Here is a 22083-nt window from a genome sequence, read left to right on the forward strand (position 1 = left end):
TCACAGAAATATGCAACTCACAACACCACGTGGTGAATTAGCACCTTGTGGAGTTGAGGCTTTTAGCCTCACATTGAAAATAGTCCACTGAGCTTCACTATCAGGCTAGAACCATAATCTAAGAATTTATAGGGTGTAATGACTGCATGCTGTAGATTTTACAGTCAGACTGGAGTCTTTGACCTTAGATTTTGGCGTTGAATTTGATGGTTGAGCAATTGCGTTCTTATTATTTTCTCCAATCATCCTGCTGCGCAGAAATGAGCCGAGCTTGTCCCTGTAAGATGCACATGTATAACAATACGAAATTGAGAAAGCCGTATATCTTTTACCAAAACTCACTATCCACTGACCAAGCATCCAACAACTCACTTTTTACTATTATGTATATATAAATAGTAAAAAGTGAGTATATCGAACAAAAAACAGCCAGCAATCATGCTAGGCAAATATCGAACTATTCGCAGCTTGCTGCGGCAGAGGTATCAAGACCTTAAGTAACATCTATTAATCAAAAGCACTGATTACTTCTAGATCAGAATCTACGCTTTCCTATAGAAGAAATATAGACCAGAAAGGTGTCTAGCTTGACTAGTGAGTCGTGGCTTTACTGTTTCAACGCAACAGAAAACAGCAAGTAACTAGAATCAATCATATTGCTTACTTGCTTTTCATCTCTTCAAATACACGTCCCTGAAGGCACCAGTGATCGATTATATCTTCAACCGTATCAAACTTGCAGTCATCCCTACTTAACTCCTCTTGAGCGTACATGATCAATTTAGAGTTAATCTGAACACCCAGCGTCTTAAGCTCATTTGCACGATCTCCATGGTACAAGATAAAATCTGCAACTCTCTGACTCTTCTTCCTTAAATTTTCCCTTTCAGGAAAGATATATCCACCTTGAACGGTATAATGGTTCTGCGTGTGGAATACGAGTCTCTTAATCGTCACCGAGTTAACGCCCACATACTCAGCAAAAGTCTGGTAAGCCTTTCGGAATATTCCTGCCGTATAACGCTGACCTGTATCTGCCAACTGAGTTAGCTTATCATTGTAATCCGTCGGGTTCGCTTTAAGGTGATTGCTTAAGCTAGCATTGGGAAAGACATACTTACATTCAAAGTTACGCGCTTTGAGTTCAAGCAACACATTCTGAGCTTGTCTATTCAGTGGAGCTTTATACATCCCCTCTGCATTTTTTAACTTCTCAGCGGCTTCCTCATCAGTCCACGTGATTTCTTTGCAGTCTTCCGATACCTGATGCCATTCAATACTCGCAGAGTCACCTGGACGCCACCCTGTAAATAAAAGCAACTCAAAAAAACAGGCGGCGACAAACATGCTTTGATTTTCTTTGTATACAAATTTTTTAGTGCCTCTGAAGCTCTTCATCTGATCGATTGCACTCAATAGATCAGGCAGATGAATGGTATCAATAGTTTCGGCTTTACGACCCGTATAACCATTGTTGAAAAACCACATTTTCTGTATCTTGAGAACGTCAACTGGATTTCGCTGCACGATTGGCATCTCATCTTCATCAAGATAAACAGCAGCAGCCATTCTGAAAAGAGCATCAACATGTCGCATCACTTTATCAGCGACTTTTCCTGTGTGGCGACGCTTTATGCTCTGATGCTCTTTTATAATATCGTCTTGCCTGATACCTAGAATATTTTTTTCTTTGAACGAGTCACTCATGGCGCTTAAAAAGCCATTAACAGATTTTAGGCTCGACTCTTTGAGATCTCGCTGTGAGACGTAATCAATATGAACAGATTTGATAGTAGCTGATAGATTCTGAGCGTAATAAGCAAGACGAGGGTCTTTGCCCTGCTCCATTAGATCATGGAATTCGGAGGCAATGTTGCGAGCTATATAAAGATGCATTTTTGAGGGATCACCGACTGGCGGTCTCAATACACTTCCGTTGCCACCTTTGATTCGCCCTTCGACAAAGTAAGCACCCTTTCCTTTAGGGGAAACTCGTAACATCAAGCCATTCGCTTTCTTGTTAGTGTCTTTAAATGTTCGGCTTCCAGCATCCTCCTTTTTTAGTTCATCCTGCACCCAGCTTTCGCTAAAATTGCATGCGATTTTTGGCATAAACATTCACTCCTGACCATGATTTTTTTCAACACATGTTCAACAGCCTGAACTTTTTTCATCAGATTTTCAACATTTCTTATAAATCACCATAAATATTCCGAGGCAACCCAAACTGGATTAACCTCAAAATATCCATAAAAATCAATATATTACCACGCTTTCACTTCATAATATCTATGAAGATTTATATTCGGCACAACCTGGCTATAGCATTATTCGCTTTGCCAACATGCAAATGCCTCCTCTGCTGTGAACTTGCCATCAAGCAGTGCGCGACCAACAATCACACCCGCAACGCCGCTGCCTTTCAGTGCTTCGATATCAGCTAGACTGCCAATGCCACCTGATGATTGGAATTGCACTTGTGGGTACTGCTTACAAAGATCAACATAGAGCTCTACGTTTGACCCTTCTAGCGTGCCATCACGTGAAATATCAGTACACAGAACGTGTTTAAGGCCAACCGTGAGGTAATCTTCAATTAGCGCTTCAATGGTCACGCCTGAATCTTCTTGCCAACCTGAAATCGCCACTTTACGTGTGCCGCTTTCGTCAATGTTGATGTCCAGAGCCAGCACGATTTTTTCCGCGCCGTACTTCTCCATCCAACCTTTAACCAACTCAGGTTGCTTAACTGCTGTAGAACCAACCACAACGCGCTGTGCGCCAGCTTCAAGTAGGTCGACCACATCTTGCTCGTTACGGACACCACCACCAATTTGGATATTGGCAGGCGTACTAGAAAGTAGCTTGGCGATGAGGTCAAGTTGACGAGCGGTTGTGTCTTTTGCACCCGTTAAGTCAACAAGGTGAAGCCAACCTGCGCCAGCTTGGTGATACAGATTGAACTGCTCTGCTGGATCGACTTTGTATTCTGTTACTTGCCCGTAGTCCCCTTGAAATAAGCGAACAACTTGGCCTTCAATTAAATCTAACGCGGGAATAATCATTTACATTCCTTATCTGGTAACGGTAGCCGCTGCCTAATCCTTATTACAATTCCAAGAAGTTCTGAATCAGCTTAGAGCCAGCTTTCGAAGATCGCTCTGGGTGGAATTGAACACCATAATAATTGCCACTTTGCACTGCCGCAGTGAACGGATTACCGTAATCACATTGTGCGATTGTGTAGTCACCCACTGGCATTGCGAAGCTATGTACAAAGTAGAAGTACTCGCCCTCTTCAATATCTTTGAATAGAGGGTGGTTAGGTGTCGCGGTTACTGTGTTCCAACCCATGTGTGGTAATGGCAAATCACCCGTTTCAAGTAAACGAACTTCGCCATCACACAATCCTAAGCATTCAACTAACTCGTCAGCTTTTTGGCCTTTCTCTTGAGACAGTTTGCCTAACAGCTGCATACCTAAACAGATACCCAGCAAAGGTTTCTCTACTTGTTTCACAAGACTAACAAGGTCACGCTCTTGCAAGTTTTTCATTGCCTCACTTGCTGTACCTACACCGGGTAGGAACAGCTTGTCCGCAGCTAGAACAACTTTTGGTTCTTTCGAAATTTCAACTGCGTAGCCCAGGCGTTCAATCGCAAACTTCACTGAGGAAACGTTGGCACAACCAGTATCAATAATAACAACTTTTTGATCTTTCATTGTTTTTCCTTGCTAACGTTAGCCTTACAGAACGCCTTTGCTGCTTGGTAATTCATTACCTTCAACTTTGATTGCTTGGCGAAGAGTACGACCAAACGCTTTAAACAGGCTCTCAATAATGTGGTGATCATTATTACCAGCTGAAGAAAGATGCAATGTACAAGCCAATGTATCGGTTAAAGAACGGAAGAAGTGAACCACCATCTCCGTAGAAAGGTCACCCACTTGCTCGCGGCTAAACTTAGCATCAAATTTTAGGTACGGACGACCAGATAGGTCTAGAGCACACTGAGCTAAGCACTCATCCATAGGCAGGCTGAAACCGAAACGGCCGATACCACGTTTATCGCCTAATGCATCTTTAAGTGCTTGGCCTAAAGCGAGAGCGGTGTCTTCGATTGTGTGGTGATCATCAATGTGTAGGTCGCCCTGCACAGTCAGGTTCATTTGGAAACCGCCGTGTGTCGCGATTTGATCAAGCATGTGATCGAAGAAACCCATGCCAGTATCGATCTTGTTGCCACCGGTTTCATCAAGGTTTACGGCTACCTTAATATCGGTTTCTTTGGTCGTACGAACCACTTCAGCAACACGGGCATTAACCGTTAAATCTTTAACGATCTGTGGCCAGTTGAGTGTGCCTTCCGTTTCTGCATCCGGGCCGTATTGGATACCACGAATTGCCATGTTCTCAGCAAGTTGAAGATCCGTCATTCGATCGCCAATGACAACAGAGTGTTGGAAGTCGACTTTGCCGCCTTGTAGGTATTCTTTAACCATACCCAGTTTAGGCTTACGGCAAGAGCAGTTGTCTTCGTCAAAGTGAGGGCAAATAAGCACATCGTCAAACTTAACGCCTTGAGACTCAAAGAACTCCATCATCATATTGTGTGGAGCATCGAACTCTTCTTGTGGGTAGCTATCTGTGCCTAGACCATCTTGGTTAGTCACCATCACTAAACGGTAACCCGCATCTTGCAATGCCAGTAGGCTAGGGATCACTAGCGGTTCGAATTTTAGTTTGTCTAAACGGTCTACTTGAAAGTCGACTGGCGGCTCAACAATTAAGGTGCCATCACGGTCTATAAAAAGTATTTTCTGTTGTTTACTCACTTGAACTTCCTTTTAATTTTAAATCTGCTGGCCTAGCTAAAATCAAACGCTAACCCAAAATATTGGTTTCATTTGCCAGTCTGTTTTTAATCAACTCAGACTGACAAATGTTATTAATGGTAAGCCTTTCGTTACTGAAAAAAGTTACGAATGAATCCAAGTGTCTTTTCGCACTCTTCGCGGTTACCAATACTAATACGAACACAGTCTTCAATTGGCGAATTACGCAAGATGATACCCGTGTCCCATGCCGCTTTGAACAACTCATCGCCGTTCGGGAATTTAACCAGCAAGTAGTTACCCCAACCATCAAATACCGTCACTTGAGGCATACCCAACAAACCTGCTTGCAAATACGCTCGGTTAGCACTTAAATCCAGAACTTGGAACTTCGCTCGCGCAAGCCCTTGTTCAGAAAGCGCTTGAACGGCAATGTCAGCAACTGGAATTGGAACCGGGTAAGGCGCAATCACTTTCAACAGTACATCGATAAGCGCTTTGTTTGCTAGCGTAAAGCCACAACGTAAACCCGCCAGAGCAAAAGCTTTCGACAAGGTGCGCAGAATCGCAAGGTTCGGGTATTGCTCAAGCAAGTCGACCGTTGACGCTTCTGGACAGAAATCGATATACGCTTCATCCATCACCACAATCGCTTTGTCTTGCGTCATTTCAAGCAGTTTGACGATGTCTTTGCGATCAACCAAGTTACCCGTTGGGTTGTTTGGGCTACAAACAAACACTACTTTCACGTTATCTAGTTGAGCTTCAATAGCAGGAAGATTCAATTGCCATTCAGCCGTTAAAGGCACAACCTTGCGCTCAACACCAATCGTCTCGGCACTGATAGCATACATACCGTAAGTCGGAGGGCAGTACAGAATCGAATCTTCGTTCGGCTCGCAGAAAGCTCGAATCAAAAGTTCGATACCTTCGTCAGCGCCACGAGTAGTCAGCGTTTGCTCTGATTTCACGCCTGCATATTGCGCGTAAGCATCAATCAACTCTTTCGGCTGGCATTCGCTGTAACGGTTTAGACGAGACAAGTTTAGGTTGTACTCGTTATCAAACGGAGACTCGTTAGCGTTTAGCCACACATCTCCGCTGCCACCAATGCGTCTTGCAGACAAATAAGGTGTAAGAGCCTGAACTTGTTTTCTTGCTAACTTTTCCATGCCCTACCCTTATTTCGCTTTATTTAACTGTTCAAATCGATTTAGTTTTTCAACTCGGATAGTCACAGCACGTTTGTGCGCATCCAAACCTTCGGCTTCCGCCATTGTGACTACCGTTGGCGCTAGGCCTTTCAAGCCATCAGCCGTTAACTCTTGTACCGTCATACGCTTAGAGAAATCAGCCAAACCTAAACTTGAATAGGTTTTGGTATAGCCGTAAGTAGGAAGAACATGATTTGTACCTGATGCGTAGTCACCTGCAGATTCTGGAGACCAGTCACCAAGGAAGATTGAACCGGCATTGTCTAACAACGGCAGCAATTCACGTGGGTTCTTGGTCTGAACAATCAAGTGCTCTGGACCGTAGAAGTTAGAAATCGCAATCGCTTGAGTGATCGATTCAGCAATGATGATTAGGCTTGAAGCCAATGCTTGCTGAGCGATGTTCGCACGAGACAGTTCTTTCAGTTGCTTCTGAACCGCATCGGTTACTTGGTCGGCAATAACTGGCGATGGTGTTACTAATACAACCTGTGAATCTGGGCCATGTTCAGCTTGGCTCAGTAGATCAGCAGCAATGAAGTCAGCATCCGCAGTTTCGTCTGCAATCACCATCACCTCCGATGGGCCTGCCGGCATATCAATCGCAGAACCACGGAAGTCGTTACTCACTTGGCGCTTAGCTTCCGTTACGTACGCATTACCAGGACCGAAAATTTTATCTACTTTAGAGACACTCTCCGTACCGTAAGCCATCGCCGCAACAGCTTGAGCACCACCTACATTGTAAACCTCATCGATTTTACAAAGATTAGCGACATACAAGATTTCATCCGCGATTGGCGGAGGTGAACAAAGCACTACCTTGCGGCAACCCGCGATTTGAGCGGGTACACCTAACATAAGAACCGTTGACGGAAGTGGCGCGCTGCCACCCGGAATATAAAGGCCAACAGTATTAATAGCGCGTGTCACTTGCTCACACACAACGCCTGGCTGTGTTTCAACCTTAATTGGCTGCGGCTTCTGAGCTTCGTGAAACTTAGCAATATTGCTATAAGCTTGCTCTAACGCTTGCTTCATTTCTGGTGTTAAACGAGCACATGCCTCTTCAATCTCAGTCGAGCTGACTCGAATGGATTCTGGAGTCACACGATCGAACTTTTCAGTCAGCTTTTTAAGTGCGGCATCGCCTTCATTTCGTACTTTTGCAATAACATCAGAAACAGTCGCTGTGATGTTTGCACCTTCAGTAATAGCTGGACGCTCTAGTACCGAGTCTTGCTGTGATTCACTTAAAGATTGCCAAACAACGGTTCTCATCGTCACTACCCCATCATTTTTTCGATTGGTAATACTAGAATCGAGCTTGCACCCAACTCCTTCAGCTGTTCCATAGTTTCCCAGAACAAGTTCTCAGTACTTACTAGGTGAACGGCAACTTTGTCTTTGTCTGTAGATAGAGGAAGAACAGTAGGATCTTCAGCTCCAGGTAATAGCGCTTTGATTTGCTCTAGCTGAGACGTTGGCGCGTGAAGCATGATGTACTTAGACTCTTTCGCTTGTTGAACACCCTGCATACGAGTCAGTAGTTTTTCAATCAATGCTATTTTGTCTGCATCAAATTCGCCAGTGCGTTGAATCAGAGTTGCTTTAGATTGGAAGATAACTTCCGTTTCTTTCAGGCCGTTCGCTTCTAGCGTAGCGCCTGTAGAAACCAAATCTGCGATAGCGTCAGCTAGACCTGCACGAGGAGCAACTTCAACCGAACCTGTTAGCATACAAGTGCTGAATTCAACACCCTGCTCGTCCATGTAGGCTTTAAGTAGTTGTGGGTAGGTTGTCGCAATACGTTTACCCGCAAGATCTTGTGGGCCGTTGTATTCTTCATCTTTGTTGATAGCGATAGAAAGGCGGCAACCACCGAAATCTAAGCGGCGTAGAGTGCTGAATTGCGATGGCTCGTTTAGAGCGATACGGTCTAGGCGAACTTCTTCTAGTTCATTCTCGCCAATGAAACCTAGGTCAACTACACCGTCCATGATAAGACCTGGGATGTCATCATCACGAACCAGTAACAAGTCGATTGGCATATTTAGTGAATGAACAACTAACTGCTCACCCATGATGTTAAATTTAACACCACATTTTTTAAGTAGATCTTGGCACTCTTTACTTAAGCGACCTTTCTTTTGAATTGCGATTCTTAGGCGTTGTGTCTGCATTGCTGTATCCCTGTGCAAATATTTGAATTTATTGATTATTTAAAAGTGCTAAAACTAAAAAACCCTCGGAAGACTTTGTCGTCCCGAGGGTTTAAATCTAAATTCTTTGACTTAACCTCCGGGAGAATTCTTGCTCCCGGGTATACGTAAATCTCCCCGAAAGACTAGATAGGGTGATGATGGTGATGAATGTTCATTACTAATTTACGCATACTTATCGGCTCTTAGGTTGTTTGCTGTCTTGTCTCCACACTAACTAAGCTGACACCCTTTTTCAACCATTTATTCGAACTTTTTTCACGAAATTTAAAATTAAATTAACGAGCACAAAAAAAGGGAGGCAAACGCCTCCCTTTTCATTATTCAATCAAGTGATGTTTAGCTTTTGCACGTCGACATTTTACAACGTGAGAAATAAGCCAATGCAAAACATACTGCCACAAACGTTAGAGACGCTGCGCCGAACGCGATGCCAGTTGATGATGTCATACCTAGAGTGATGAAGCCGATACACGATACGAACGCCACAGACAGCGCATAAGGAAGCTGAGTCGATACGTGGTCAATGTGGTTACAACGAGCACCGGTAGAAGACAGAATCGTTGTGTCTGAGATTGGAGAACAGTGGTCACCAAATACAGAACCCGCAAGAACCGCACTTAACATAGGCAGAATTAGCGCGATGTCAGAGGCTGCAGCCATGTCACCCGCGATAGGTAGCATGATACCGAACGTACCCCATGATGTACCTGTCGAGAACGCCATTAGGCCAGCAAGAAGGAACAAAATAACGGGTAGCCAGTGGTAATCAATGTTGCCCGTTGCTAGAGATGATAGGTACGAACCTGTTTTCATGTCACCGATGACAGAACCGATAGTCCAAGCGAACACAAGAATCAGGATAGCGCCAAACATAGAGCTAGCACCGATCCACATTGTTCTTGCGATATCAGACATTGGTAGCTTTTGCTTAAACACTGTCGCTAGCGCAACAAGCAGACCTAAAACACCACCGTAAACAAGAGACTTGCCTACATCTGTATTTTCGAACGCACCAAGCAGGTTAAATGCTTGACCGTCAGCAGTCAGCGCTTGGCCGCCTGTGTAAAGCATGGCAGCAACTGTTGCTACGATTAGCGATACGATTGGCATAACAAGATCAGAGACAGAACCGTTTTCGCTCTCTTGAATGTCTAGCTCTTCGTTTAGATCGTGCGCTTGCTTTTGATCGTTGTCGCCTTCAAAGCCACGGCCTTGAGAGGCTTCAATCTCATGTTCACGCATCTTACCAACGTCTAGACCGAACCATGCAACGGCAAATACCATTAATAGTGCGAACACAGCGTAGAAGTTCATTGGGATAAGACGAACGTAAGCACCCAGTGCAGAATACTCAGTCACACCGTGTGTCACTAAGATGCCACCAATAATAGTGATGATGTAAGCACCCCAACTAGAAGCCGGCATAATCACACACATTGGAGCAGCGGTAGAATCTAGAATATAAGCTAGCTTAGCGCGAGATACGTAGAAGCGGTCTGTTACAGGACGAGAGATAGCACCTACCGCTAAGCTGTTGAAGTAATCATCGACAAAGATGAATACGCCTAAGAAGGCAGCAAGTAGTTTTGAACCACGTTTGCTCTTCACACGAGACTGTGCCCACTCAGCGAATGCGCGAGTACCACCAGATAGTGTGAGTAATGCAGTTGTCATTCCGAGAATAATTAGGAATGCGATGATGCTCATGTTCCAAGTGTTAATGCCACCATCTTCGATGAAAACACCAGATGCTTTAGTGAACACGTAACTAGCTGCGTTACCTACTGAGTAGTCAGCAAGTAGAATCGCACCCATAACGATACCAACACCCAAGGAAACCAATACACGGCGGGTAACAATAGCTAGAGTCAATGCAACCAAAGGAGGAAGCAGCGATAAAGGCGATGTTGCAAAATCTATTAAATTCATGATCTTCAAAAACCAGTTTTTTATTTGGCTAGAGATCTACTGCAGACAAACTTGATACGGTTTATCAAGCTCATGTTGAACTAAGCGAAAGGGAAGTGAACACTTCACCCAACCCTACAGTAGCGCTCCATAGTTTAAAATTAAGACTATGGCAGTGTTGTACCTATTGAGCACAACCCCAGCAAATTGTTTAGATATACAATTTACTTCGGCAATTACACCTTTCATTCCCGTTCATTGGCATCACCCCAACGAAAACTACTTTTTATAATTGCGCCTCTACGTGCGATAACATTATTAACTGTGCAAACCAGAGTTTAACAACAAATTAACCAAAGCATCGCATCAGGTAGCCGCAATTGTACCCATCAAGAGCAACAATGCAACATATCATTCCGACAAAAATGTCTTTTTGTTAATGAACTAATCAATAAAAAAATAGTCTACATATAGCAATTACTCCACCAGTCACATATCGATTTTTAAGATAATCTTAATAATTATTATAAATTCATCAAAAGTGAGTCGTTTCTTTTTCAACTATTCATCTCACTTTTATATTTAAATAACCAATACAAGAAATACTATTTGTTTTATTCCTAGGCACTGTTTATTATTAGGAGGATTATTTAGTTTACCTTGATGGGAAATATCATGTCTGAATTAACAAAAACACTATTAAATATCCGCAGCCTTCGTGCGTTCTCACGTGAATTAACTCTTGAGCAACTTGAAGAAGCGCTAGACAAGCTGACTATTGTTGTACAAGAGCGTCAAGAGTCTGAAGCTGAAGAACGCGCTGCTAAAGCAGAACAAGAAGCTAAGCTTTCTGCTATTGCTGAACAAATTGCAAAAGACGGAATTGATGTTGCAGATCTTATTGCTGCACTTTCTGGTGAAGCAAAATCTAAAACAACTAAAGCTAAACGTGCTCCTCGCCCAGCGAAATACAAATACGTAGACGCAAACGGCGACGAGAAAACTTGGACAGGTCAAGGCCGTACGCCTTCAGCTATCCAAGAACAACTAGATGCTGGTAAATCTCTAGAAGAGTTTGCTCTTTAAGGCATCCTGTTTGCTAAGTGAATAATCAATAAAACACTAAGCAATAGAATTAATATTAAGTCGACTAAAGTATTATTTACGGCTTCAATATATTCAGAAACAAAAAAGGCTCCTTTCGGAGCCTTTTTTATATTTCACTATTAGAAATATAAATGAAAAAGATAAAAATATCTTATCTTTCCCAGTATGCTTCTTCTAGACTGTCTTCTCTTTCAGGAAGGCCGCGAGACAAGCGAGGAGAGTGCTGAACCAACACTTCATAACTTGCACGGTTTGAATATTTACAAACTTGTGAGAAAGATGAATACGTTAAAAATGCATGTTGGTGCTTGCTAGAATTCGGTACATTTTCTTTATGATATTTATTTGCTGCCATATCATGTAATAAAGCCGACAGCGCCGCATCCCCTGCACCATTGGTATTCTTGATCTTTTCTGGACCACCCATGTAAGGCGCGATATGCGAATAGATTTTCGTTGGGTTGTCACATAACTCTTTATGTGCAGGACGGCTAAACTCATAGCGGTTAAATTCTGCAATCGAGCCTGGTAACAACGGCAATGAAGTTTCACGCTTCACCGCGTCTTCAGTATAACCCGCCATGAATAAGCCAACAGGGCCTGCTGTACACAGAACCAAGTCTACCCACTCTAATGCTTTGTCTGAAGCAGCAAGAGGATCGCTTTCACCTGTTAAGGCTTCTGCTTCGTCTTCATTCATTGCAACAACGGTTACGTGCTGTTCAAGGAAATCTTTCCAAAACTCTGGATCATCTTGAATAACGAATTTAGTACCAAGTGTTAAAACAACAGGCACATCGTATTTCTTCGCGTATTCGATCGCTTTCATTGTTGCTTCAGGCATAGGGTCACCTGGTTTACAACGAACTAAATACGCCGTTAATACTAAAGCAGAAGCACTTTTGAAAATTTTCTCAGGGATGCTTTCTGGTTTTAATTGGTTCATTTGTCCTTCGCTAATTGCGAAAGTACGTTCACCATCTTCTGTAATTAATGCAAAGCAGCGACCAATTGCGCCATCTACCCCTTGTAAATGGTTCAGATCCATTCTGCTTGATGTATTACATAAATAGCGGTAACCGTAACTACCAATTTTAATATCTTGGCTCATTACACCCAATAGCGTTGAACGGTCATCCGCAAGTACTGAATAGTTGTGCAATGTATTACCAATAGTGCCACCAGCGTATTCATTGGTGATCAGGCACTGTTCTTTTAATTCTTGATACAAGGATTCAGCAGCTTCATCACCAATAACCAGTGAGTGTCCCTTACTTAGCCCGTATTTTTCGATTAGCTCAGAACTCACTTTCGCTTCAATATCCACCAAAGTTTGGTCAATACCGATAATATGAGTACGTGACATTCTTTTGCTAGTTTGAGCTTGGCTTACTAAAGGATCACGAGCGTGAACCGGAAAATAGTGCTTTGATTTACGTTGTCCAGGGAATTTCATAAGGCTAGTCTAAGTCAAGGGGAAATAGGTGGCGGATTCTACCGCGCTATATTTAACGCGGCAATCTTTCAAACTATAGCAAACGTTTGCTAGGCTATTTTTTTATTCGCCTTCCATAAAGCTTAAGTCAGGTAGCATACCCAAATGCTCGGCGTAACGTTTTTGATTAAACTCAGCGCCGTTTTTCATTACATCAAATACTTCAATAGCCAGTGCACATGCCATAGCCGTAATCGCCTCTTCACGAGGAGTACCTGTCATCATTAAACGCATCAGCGTCTCTTTCACTTTTACAGGTTGGCCATCTTCAAGTTGGTTCTCGATAATCTCGATCAACTGTTCTTCTTGCATAAACTCATTTTGTTCAGACATTTTTTATCTCAGGTCTTGGATTTCGAGCGACTATGCCACATATAGATCTGACATCCTAGCGAGTCTCCTCGCGTTCATGCGATTCTCTAACGAAGTCAGCGCAATATTTGTGCAAATGAAACTGTGATTCCGGTCTCGGATCTGTCGCGGTGTTTCTCTTTCTGTTAGAATCTGCGACCAAGTAATAGTAACGGTGTTTAGACATGTCAGATATCAGCTCTGGAAACAGCGAAAAGAAAGTAATTGTCGGTATGTCCGGCGGTGTAGATTCGTCAGTATCGGCGTATCTTCTTCAGCAACAAGGCTATCAGGTAGAAGGCCTTTTCATGAAAAACTGGGAAGAAGATGATAACGAAGAATACTGCACGGCAGCTGAAGACCTTGCTGATGCTCAAGCGGTATGTGACAAATTAGGTATCCACCTTCACACTATCAACTTTGCCGCAGAGTACTGGGATAATGTATTCGAGTACTTTCTTGAAGAGTACAAAGCCGGTCGTACACCGAACCCAGATATCCTTTGTAATAAAGAAATCAAATTCAAAGCATTCTTAGAGTTTGCGGATGAAGTATTAGACGCAGACTACATTGCGATGGGTCATTACGTTCGTCGTACTTTCCCAACTCAAGAAGAGCTAGACGCTGGCGTGAAACCAGAAATGCTACGTGGCCTAGACGGCAATAAAGACCAAAGCTATTTCTTATACACGCTAAGTTCAGATCAAGTGGCACGCAGCCTATTCCCTGTGGGTGAATTAGAGAAGCCTGAAGTGCGCCGTATTGCTGAAGAGCAAGACTTGATCACTGCGAAGAAAAAAGACTCAACAGGTATCTGCTTTATTGGTGAGCGTAAGTTCACAGAGTTCCTTGGCAAATATCTACCGGCTCAACCAGGTAACATCGAGACACCTGAAGGCCAAGTTATTGGTCAGCACCAAGGCTTGATGTACCACACTTTGGGTCAACGTAAAGGTCTTCATATTGGCGGCACTAAAGGTGGCGGCGGTAACGAAGAACCATGGTTTGTTGGTGAAAAAGATCTTAAGCGTAATGTTCTGATCGCGGTTCAAGGTAAAGACCACCCGCTTCTTAAATCAGAAGGCTTGTTCGCATCTCAGCTTCATTGGGTTAATCGCACACCAATTACTGAAGTTATGACATGCACGGTAAAAACACGTTACCGTCAAACCGATATTCCTTGTACAATCATCCCAATTGACGATGATAACATTAAGGTTATCTTCGATGAGCCGCAAATCGCTGTAACGCCAGGCCAGTCGGCTGTGTTCTACCAAGATGAAGTCTGTCTTGGTGGTGGTATCATCGAAAAACGCATCTAATCTAATCGAACGAACAACAAACGATAGAAAACAACTAGGAGTTACTACGTGGCTAATACACTTTATGACCGTACTATTGCTTTCGCTGGAATTTGCCAAGCTGTGGCTTTGGTTCAACAAGTAGCGAAAGACGGCCGTTGTGATAAAGATGCCTTCGAAGCTTCACTCAATGCCATTTTAAATACTAACCCAGCGAACACTGTGGGTGTATTTGGCCGTGAGGCGAACCTAAAGCTAGGCCTTGAATGCTTAGTAAAAGGTATCGACAGTACTCCTGCTGGTAGCGACATTACTCGCTACATCATCAGCTTGATGGCGCTTGAACGTAAACTATCTGCTCGCAATGACTCTATGTCACAGCTTGGTGATCGTATTCAAACTGCAGAGCGTCAAACTGAGCACTTCGATCTGTTTGACGAGCAAATGATCAGCAACCTTGCGAGCATCTACTTAGATGTAGTGAGCCCTATTGGCCCTCGTATTCAGGTTTCTGGTACGCCAGCAGTACTTCAACAGACATCGAGCCAGCATAAGGTTCGTGCTCTGCTGCTATCAGGAATTCGAAGCGCTGTGTTATGGCGTCAGGTTGGCGGCAAACGTCGTCACCTTATCTTCGGTCGCAAAAAAATGATCGAGCAGGCTCAAATCCTGCTAGCTCGCATGTAATTTATTAGCTCGCGCCTCGTCGCGAGCTTGTTTTTTGTACCAATACAATTCTCGCGCAAACGATTGCGCAATATGCGTGACAATTGAGATTGTTACTGGTATAAACCTCTCAAAATTTAGAAAACTCAATTCAGGAGAACACCATGGAACTGTCAGCATTGACTGCTGTTTCACCAGTAGACGGCCGTTACGGAAGCAAGACTGTTGCATTACGCAGCATCTTTAGTGAGTTTGGCCTACTAAAGTACCGCTCTATCGTTGAAGTTCGTTGGTTACAAAAGCTTGCAGCTACAGATGCAATCAAAGAAGTACCAGCGTTCAGTGCAGAAGCTAACCAGTTTCTTGATGAACTAGCTGCTAACTTCAGTGAAGAAGATGCTCTACGTATCAAAGAGATCGAGCGCACGACTAACCACGACGTTAAAGCGGTTGAGTACTTCTTGAAAGAGAAAGTTGCTGGCGTTCCTGAACTTCACGCTGTAAACGAATTTATTCACTTTGCATGTACTTCTGAAGACATCAACAACACCTCTCACGCGCTTATGCTTAAAGAAGCTCGTGATACCGTGATTCTTCCAGAAATCCGTAACGTAATTGAAGCTATCAAAGCGCTTGCGAACGAGTACCGTGACATTCCATTACTGTCTCGTACACACGGTCAGCCTGCTTCTCCTTCTACTATGGGTAAAGAGATGGCTAACGTTGCGTACCGTATGGAACGTCAATACAAGCAAATCGAAAACGTTGAGATTCTAGCGAAAATCAACGGTGCTGTAGGTAACTACAATGCACACCTTTCTGCATACCCAGAAGTTGAATGGCACCAGTTCAGCGAAGAGTTCATCACTGAATCTCTTGGCGTAACTTGGAACCCGTACACAACTCAAATCGAACCTCACGATTACATCGCTGAGCTGTTTGATGCTGTTGCTCGTTTCAACACTATCCTTCTTGACTTCGACCGTGACGTTTGGGGCTACATCGCTCTTGGTCACTTCAAGCAGAAGACTATTGCTGGCGAAATCGGTTCTTCTACAATGCCGCATAAAGTTAACCCAATTGACTTCGAAAACTCTGAAGGCAACCTTGGTCTAGCGAACGCAGTATTCAGCCACCTTGCACAAAAACTTCCAGTTTCTCGCTGGCAGCGTGACCTTACCGACTCTACAGTTCTTCGTAACTTAGGTGTTGGCGTTGGCTACGCAATCATTGCATACACTTCGACTCTGAAAGGTATTAGCAAGCTAGAAGTTAACCGTGCTGCGCTACTTGCTGAACTAGACAAGAACTGGGAAGTATTGGCTGAACCAGTACAAACAGTAATGCGTCGTTACGGCATCGAGAAGCCATACGAGAAGCTAAAAGAGCTAACTCGTGGTAAACGTGTAGATGGCGAAGGCATGCGTGCATTCATCGATGGTCTTGAAATCCCTGAAGACGAGAAAGTACGTCTAAAAGAGATGACACCAGCGAACTACATCGGTCAAGCAATCGAGCTAACTGACAAGCTGTAGGGTTCGAATTTCGAATCACAGAATAGACAAAGGCTTCCCATGTGGAAGCCTTTTTGTTGCGTAGAACAAATGTCTCGAACAGTAGTCCCTAAGTAAACAACAGTCGTCAATCAAACCTGACTTGTCCTACTCACCTCCCCCATTCAAATACTGCAAGCCACATTAGACAAACATCCTTAAATGCCAAGATCAAAAAAGGCCTCCCGAAGGAAGCCTTTAGAATACATATTGCCACTTAACGACAGCAGCTTGTGTTAGAAATTACATGTTACGTAAAGACGCAATACGCTTATCTAGCGGTGGGTGGCTCATTAGAAGCTCTGTTAGAGACTTCTTACCATTGATACCAAATGCCATCATAGAACCTTCTAGTTGTGGCTCATGGCTCACCTTTAGACGCTCTAGCGCTGCAATCATCTTCTCTTTACCCACTAGGTTCGCTGCACCTGCATCGGCATGGAATTCACGATGACGGCTGTACCACATAGTAATGAAGCTTGCTAAGAAACCAAATACCAATTCCAACACCATCGACACACCGAAGTACACCATCATGTTGCTGCCGCCCTCTTCTTCGTTGTCATTCGACGCAACAATGTTGGCGATGAAACGAGATAGGAAGATAACGAACGTGTTCACTACACCTTGCATTAACGTCATGGTCACCATATCACCGTTCGCGATGTGGCTCACTTCATGCGCTAATACCGCTTCAGCTTCATCACGCGTCATGTTGTGCAGCAGGCCTGTTGATACTGCTAACAATGAATCGTCACGTTTAGCACCTGTCGCGAATGCGTTGATGTCTGGCGAGTCGTATATCGCCACTGTTGGCATACCAATACCAACTTGTTGAGATTGACGGCTTACCGTCTCCATCAACCAATGTTCTGTTTCGTTACGTGGGCTTTCAATGACCATGCCGCCTACTGAGCGTAGCGCCATTTTCTTTGACATCATTAATGAAATGAATGAACCGCCAAAACCAAATACTGCAGCCATTAACAACAAGCCTGAAAGGCTTCCTGGTTGCATACCTGTGACTGCATATACAATATTAAGAACAACACTTAGTACCAATACAACCGCAAGGTTGGTTGCAAGGAACAACATTACTCGCTTCATTACTTATCTCCGCATGAAAGCTGTTTTTATAAAACTTATTGTTATAGACAAGGCAGACAGCAATAGATTCCAACCTTGAAGACTTATACTTACTTATACATATAGTCTTAGATTAAGAAAACAAGGTTAAGCATTAAATTGCAACATTTGATTACGAGACTATATTCGAATTAACCTTAGTCTATTAGACCTAAGTCGTATGGTGCCGATATAACAATCCGTTTACAGTGACTTCAGATGATTTATTGGCTAGTCCATGTACAAAAAGGGAACGATCATGGTTGAAGGTACTAACACTCAAATGGCTATTGATTTACTGTGCTGTCACCTAGGGATTACTGAAGAAGAAGCGAAAAAGCAGATTGGAATCCTAACACCACAAACGGCACAGACAAAAATCACAGAAACGCAACAAGCATTAATGGGACTGACAAAAGAACATTAATCCCAAACTTGTTCAAAAGACCGGTTTTTACAAACGTATGGTTTAAAGGCTTAAAATAGCAAAAGGGCTGCAATCGCAGCCCTTTTCTTGTTTAGTACACTAGGTGAGAATTAAAGCGTAAGCAAAGGCTGCACATCAATGTACTTACCAATGTTCTTAGACTTTGCTCTTGGTACGTAAGGGATTTCACCTAACTTCGGCGCACCTAGCTTGTCTTCAAGCATCGCAATAATATCAGCATAATGTTCAGTGCCTGGATTAATGCGGTTCGCTACCCAACCTACTAGGTTTAGACCATCTGCACGAATCGCTTCAGCAGTTAACAGAGCGTGGCTCAAACAACCCAGCTTAATACCAACAGTCAGGACAACTGGAAGCTGCTCTTTCTTAACCCAACTAGATAAGTATTCGTCATCTGAAACCGGAACACGCCAGCCACCAGCACCTTCAACTAGAACGATGTCAGAGTTTTGCTTATGCTGTTCTAGCTTCGCTGATAATACCGCTTCATCAACCACGACACCGTCATGCTTAGCTGCGATATGAGGTGATGATGGTAGCAACAATGCATACGGGTTAACGTCTTCGTAAGCAACATCTTGCGTCGCAGCTTCTTGAAGGTGCAATGCATCACTATTACGTAACCCTTCAGGGTATTGTTCACACCCTGCAGCAACTGGCTTATAGCCAATTGTTGATAAATCCTGTGCGGCCAAAGCTTGAAGAATCGCTTTTGAAACCACAGTTTTTCCCACTTCGGTATCCGTACCTGCAATGAATAATGCATCAATCATAATTGAATAACCCCTAAACAAACTTGATATGTTGCTGGTAAGAAACCTTGATGGTTTTTAAACTCTCGATATTCCCGTTCAACAAGCTGCAACATGCGGCGACTTGTTAAACCTTGTGAGCGACCACTTACGTGATTAGCGCCGATACCTTTAAGGTCGCGCATCAGTTCAAACGCAGTGTCGTACCAAACGGTGATGGTGGGCAAGTCTAGTTGATGAGCAGTACAGCTAGATTGCGCTAACGCAATTTTTACCTGATTGATTGTAATAAAATGGTTAACGTGTTGATGTGCGTCAATTTTAGACCATGATTTTTCCAGTTCAAACAGTGACCCATCAAGCAAAGTTGAGAAAACCATACGTCCGCCAACCGCTACAACGCGCTTCATCTCTTTTAAAGGTGACGATAAATCATCACACCATTGCAACGCTAAGCTTGAAAAAACGATGTCAAAACACCCATCTTCAAACGGTAATTGCTCAGCATCGGCTTGTTGATATAAAGAAACCGATGTACCACAGCGCTGCTCTGCCCTTCCTAACATTCCAACAGAAAGATCAGCACACACCACTTCAGCACCACGCTTGATCATCTGCTCAGAGAAGTAACCAGTACCACAACCTAAATCGAGCACCTTTAAGCCCGAGAGGTCTCTCGGTAGCTTATCCAGTAGTAGGTGGCCGACATCGCGCTGAAATTCAGCGTGTTTGTCATACGTTGTCGCTGCTTTACCGAAGGCTTCGGCAATCGCACTCTTATCGTGGCCTACGTAATTATGCACTACTGCTTCTTGTGACATTTACTGAGCCTCTTTCTTTAATTCAAAGCTTGGTTCTATGCTTGGTTGGCTTCCAGAGTCGTTGCTTCGCTCTATTGCTTGAAGCAACGAATCAGTTAACTGAAGAATCTGCTCCTGACTATGATTGGCCGTTAACGTAATTCGTAAACGAGCAGTCCCTGTCGGAACGGTTGGTGGCCTTATCGCTGTTACCCAAACTTGGTTACGCTTTAACTCTTCGGCAATAGATAAGGCAGCTTGGGCTTCACCAATCACAAACGGCTTTATCGGAGTCTGAGTATCAATGAAACCTTTCACGCTACCCATCTGCTCAGCATAAAGAGCGCCTAACTCCATGAGCTTCTCTCGACGCCACTCTTGCGTCTGAATCATCTGACACGCATGAGACAAAGCCACCGCTTGTGAAGGTGGCATCGCGGTCGAGTACACATGATGCCGAGCAAACTGAGTTAAGTAATCACCCACTTCTGACGAACAAAGAATCGCAGCACCAGAAAGGCCAAATGCTTTACCAAAGGTCACCACCAAAATATCGGGTGAGATTTGTGCCGCACTGCAGCTCCCTGCCCCTTTATCACCTAACACGCCGATACCGTGAGCATCATCAACCGCCAACCAACTGTCGTATTGATTTGTCAGGGTAGATATCTGGCTGAGAGGCGCTTGGTCACCATCCATGCTGAACACACCTTCAGTCACGACTAACGATTGTGGAGAGCGGCTTAGTAAAGACTCTAAATGCTGCGTGTCGTTGTGCTTAAAGCGTTTCATAGTTGCAGGTGAGAGCATCCCCGCTTCCATCAAGGAGGCGTGGTTAAGTTTGTCTTGCAACAGAGAGTCGTCTTTTTCGAGCAGAGAAAACAACAAGGCTTGGTTAGCACTGAAACCAGAACTAAATAGAATGGCACGTTCAAAGCCAAGCCATTCGCACAGCTGAGCCTCTAAATTTTTATGAGCAGAACTAAAACCCGTGACCAATGGCGATGCAGCACTGCCGGCACCATATTGGGAAAGTCCGGTTTGCCATGCATCGACCAGTTCAGAATCGTTTGCCAACCCTAGGTAATCATTACTCGAAAAGTTAATAAAGCGAGAACCTTCACTATTAAGCAAAGAGTTATTGCTGTTTTCGAGTACCTTAAGTTGACGAGTTAACCCTTGCTCACGGCGATGAGCAAGGGCTCTTTTGATGCGAGATTTAAACAGTGGCATCGTAGAACATGTCATCTTTCGTTGGACGAGCAGCAACGCGCTCCACCACTTGATCTAACAGTTCATTTTCTTGAATTTCGTCAGGTTTTTGAGCGACCTGTTGGCTGTTGATACCCAGCTTCTTAAACAGCTGCATATCCGTGTCTTCGTCTGGGTTTGGCGTAGTAAGTAGCTTACAACCGTAGAAGATAGAATTCGCGCCCGCCATGAAACACATCGCTTGCATCTGTTCGTTCATGTTTTCACGGCCTGCAGATAAGCGAACCGCAGACATAGGCATCATGATACGAGCGATCGCAATCAACTTAATGAAGTCGAAAGACTCAACATCATCGACGTTTTCCATCGGTGTGCCTTTCACTTTTACCAGCATGTTGATTGGTACACTTTCAGGGTGGACTGGAAGGTTCGCTAGCTCGACAAGTAGACCTGCACGGTCATTAGTGCTTTCGCCCATACCAATAATGCCACCAGAACAGATCTTCATACCGGCATCACGCACGTGAGATAAGGTATCTAAACGATCTTGGTAAGTACGAGTAGTAATAATGCTGCCGTAGAATTCAGGAGACGTATCAAGGTTATGGTTGTAGTAATCCAAACCTGCGTCCGCTAACTCACCTGCTTGATCTGGCGTTAGCATACCCAGTGTCATACAGGTTTCCAAGCCCATGCCTTTCACACCTTTGATCATGTCGGTAAGGTGAGGCATATCGCGCTCTTTCGGGTTTTTCCATGCAGCGCCCATACAAAAGCGAGTTGAGCCCGCATTCTTGGCTTTTAGCGCAGCATCCAAAACACGCTCGACTTCCATTAAGCGTTCTTTGTCGACATCCGTTCGGTAGTGAGCACTTTGAGGACAGTACTTACAATCTTCAGGACAAGCACCCGTCTTTATCGATAAAAGCGTACTCACTTGCACGTGGTTTTGCTCTTGGTACCGTCTATGAACAACTTGAGCTTCAAACATTAAATCCATAAACGGTTTTTCAAGCAGTGCTGTTACTTCAGCAACTGTCCAGTCATGACGAACTTCCACGTGTCGATCCTTTTTTATTATTTGATGTTG

General features: G+C 43.9%; 20 protein-coding genes, 1 riboswitch and 1 other annotated feature. Of the genes, 5 read left to right on the top strand and 15 right to left on the bottom strand.

The window, feature by feature from the left end:
- Positions 1-660: 660 nt before the first annotated feature.
- The 8 genes from AC3CHU_RS10440 to AC3CHU_RS10475 all read right to left on the bottom strand — a co-directional run bounded on the left by AC3CHU_RS10440 (position 661) and on the right by AC3CHU_RS10475 (position 10204).
- A complete protein-coding gene (locus AC3CHU_RS10440) occupies positions 661-2112 on the bottom strand; it encodes a hypothetical protein (protein WP_488524504.1) in 1452 nt (483 codons plus the stop codon).
- A 215-nt stretch (positions 2113-2327) separates the two neighbouring features.
- Positions 2328-3065, bottom strand: coding sequence for a 1-(5-phosphoribosyl)-5-[(5-phosphoribosylamino)methylideneamino]imidazole-4-carboxamide isomerase (gene hisA, locus AC3CHU_RS10445; RefSeq protein WP_488524505.1), 738 nt, complete (start codon positions 3063-3065; stop codon positions 2328-2330).
- A gap of 43 nt (positions 3066-3108) precedes the next feature.
- Complete coding sequence (gene hisH, locus AC3CHU_RS10450) at positions 3109-3723, bottom strand: imidazole glycerol phosphate synthase subunit HisH (RefSeq protein ID WP_004734575.1); 615 nt, start codon at positions 3721-3723, stop codon at positions 3109-3111.
- A gap of 24 nt (positions 3724-3747) precedes the next feature.
- Positions 3748-4836: a bifunctional histidinol-phosphatase/imidazoleglycerol-phosphate dehydratase HisB gene (gene hisB / locus AC3CHU_RS10455; RefSeq protein ID WP_488524506.1), complete on the bottom strand. Its 1089-nt coding sequence runs from the start codon at positions 4834-4836 to the stop codon at positions 3748-3750.
- A 131-nt stretch (positions 4837-4967) separates the two neighbouring features.
- A complete protein-coding gene (gene hisC, locus AC3CHU_RS10460) occupies positions 4968-6008 on the bottom strand; it encodes a histidinol-phosphate transaminase (RefSeq protein WP_102494321.1) in 1041 nt (346 codons plus the stop codon).
- Positions 6009-6017: 9 nt separating this feature from the next.
- Positions 6018-7337: a histidinol dehydrogenase gene (gene hisD / locus AC3CHU_RS10465; RefSeq protein WP_102271102.1), complete on the bottom strand. Its 1320-nt coding sequence runs from the start codon at positions 7335-7337 to the stop codon at positions 6018-6020.
- Positions 7337-8233, bottom strand: coding sequence for an ATP phosphoribosyltransferase (hisG, locus tag AC3CHU_RS10470; RefSeq protein ID WP_029224816.1), 897 nt, complete (start codon positions 8231-8233; stop codon positions 7337-7339). Before hisG ends, hisD begins: the two co-directional genes overlap by 1 nt.
- A 53-nt stretch (positions 8234-8286) precedes the next feature.
- Positions 8287-8422: a sequence feature (His leader region), on the bottom strand.
- Positions 8423-8611: 189 nt separating this feature from the next.
- A complete protein-coding gene (locus AC3CHU_RS10475) occupies positions 8612-10204 on the bottom strand; it encodes a Na+/H+ antiporter NhaC family protein (RefSeq protein WP_102557357.1) in 1593 nt (530 codons plus the stop codon).
- 112 nt (positions 10205-10316) lie between these two features.
- Positions 10317-10494, bottom strand: a riboswitch (Lysine riboswitch).
- 364 nt (positions 10495-10858) lie between these two features.
- Between AC3CHU_RS10475 and AC3CHU_RS10480 the strand changes: the two genes are divergently transcribed.
- Positions 10859-11269, top strand: coding sequence for an H-NS family histone-like protein (locus AC3CHU_RS10480; protein ID WP_004734569.1), 411 nt, complete (start codon positions 10859-10861; stop codon positions 11267-11269).
- A gap of 172 nt (positions 11270-11441) precedes the next feature.
- Here AC3CHU_RS10480 and AC3CHU_RS10485 read toward each other — a convergent pair whose 3' ends face one another.
- Complete coding sequence (locus AC3CHU_RS10485; protein ID WP_004734568.1) at positions 11442-12746, bottom strand: inosine/guanosine kinase; 1305 nt, start codon at positions 12744-12746, stop codon at positions 11442-11444.
- A gap of 102 nt (positions 12747-12848) precedes the next feature.
- Positions 12849-13118 (bottom strand): hypothetical protein, encoded by a 270-nt coding sequence (locus AC3CHU_RS10490; RefSeq protein ID WP_488518667.1) that lies wholly within the window; start codon positions 13116-13118, stop codon positions 12849-12851.
- Positions 13119-13321: 203 nt separating this feature from the next.
- Here AC3CHU_RS10490 and mnmA point away from each other — a divergent pair, with 203 nt between their 5' ends.
- The 3 genes from mnmA to purB all read left to right on the top strand — a co-directional run bounded on the left by mnmA (position 13322) and on the right by purB (position 16638).
- Positions 13322-14458 (top strand): tRNA 2-thiouridine(34) synthase MnmA, encoded by a 1137-nt coding sequence (mnmA, locus tag AC3CHU_RS10495; RefSeq protein ID WP_102517596.1) that lies wholly within the window; start codon positions 13322-13324, stop codon positions 14456-14458.
- 48 nt (positions 14459-14506) lie between these two features.
- Positions 14507-15124 carry a high frequency lysogenization protein HflD gene (gene hflD / locus AC3CHU_RS10500; RefSeq protein WP_004734565.1) on the top strand — a complete coding sequence of 206 codons (618 nt, stop codon included), beginning with the start codon at positions 14507-14509 and terminating at the stop codon, positions 15122-15124.
- A 143-nt stretch (positions 15125-15267) separates the two neighbouring features.
- Positions 15268-16638 (top strand): adenylosuccinate lyase, encoded by a 1371-nt coding sequence (purB, locus tag AC3CHU_RS10505; protein WP_488524507.1) that lies wholly within the window; start codon positions 15268-15270, stop codon positions 16636-16638.
- Between the two features lie 261 nt (positions 16639-16899).
- Here purB and htpX read toward each other — a convergent pair whose 3' ends face one another.
- A complete protein-coding gene (htpX, locus tag AC3CHU_RS10510) occupies positions 16900-17763 on the bottom strand; it encodes a protease HtpX (protein WP_488524508.1) in 864 nt (287 codons plus the stop codon).
- 277 nt (positions 17764-18040) lie between these two features.
- On the opposite strand from htpX, the gene AC3CHU_RS10515 reads away from it, so the two are divergent.
- Entirely contained in the window at positions 18041-18208 is a 168-nt protein-coding gene (locus AC3CHU_RS10515) for a hypothetical protein (protein WP_017078977.1), read from the top strand.
- Between the two features lie 110 nt (positions 18209-18318).
- On the opposite strand, the gene bioD is transcribed toward AC3CHU_RS10515, so the two are convergent.
- Genes bioD through bioB form a run of 4 tightly spaced genes read right to left on the bottom strand, consistent with a single transcriptional unit; the run spans position 18319 to position 22053 of the window.
- The gene (gene bioD / locus AC3CHU_RS10520; RefSeq protein WP_054546661.1) at positions 18319-19002 is read right to left on the bottom strand and encodes a dethiobiotin synthase; all 684 of its coding nucleotides are present in this window, start codon (positions 19000-19002) and stop codon (positions 18319-18321) included.
- Positions 18999-19802, bottom strand: a complete 804-nt coding sequence (bioC, locus tag AC3CHU_RS10525; RefSeq protein WP_054546662.1) for a malonyl-ACP O-methyltransferase BioC — start codon at positions 19800-19802, stop codon at positions 18999-19001. Before bioC ends, bioD begins: the two co-directional genes overlap by 4 nt.
- Positions 19803-21014 carry an 8-amino-7-oxononanoate synthase gene (gene bioF, locus AC3CHU_RS10530; RefSeq protein WP_488525492.1) on the bottom strand — a complete coding sequence of 404 codons (1212 nt, stop codon included), beginning with the start codon at positions 21012-21014 and terminating at the stop codon, positions 19803-19805.
- Entirely contained in the window at positions 21001-22053 is a 1053-nt protein-coding gene (gene bioB / locus AC3CHU_RS10535; RefSeq protein WP_102456034.1) for a biotin synthase BioB, read from the bottom strand. The genes bioF and bioB overlap by 14 nt, the downstream gene beginning before the upstream one ends.
- Positions 22054-22083: the final 30 nt, after the last annotated feature.

The organism is Vibrio sp. QJM3NY_39, from assembly GCF_057785895.1.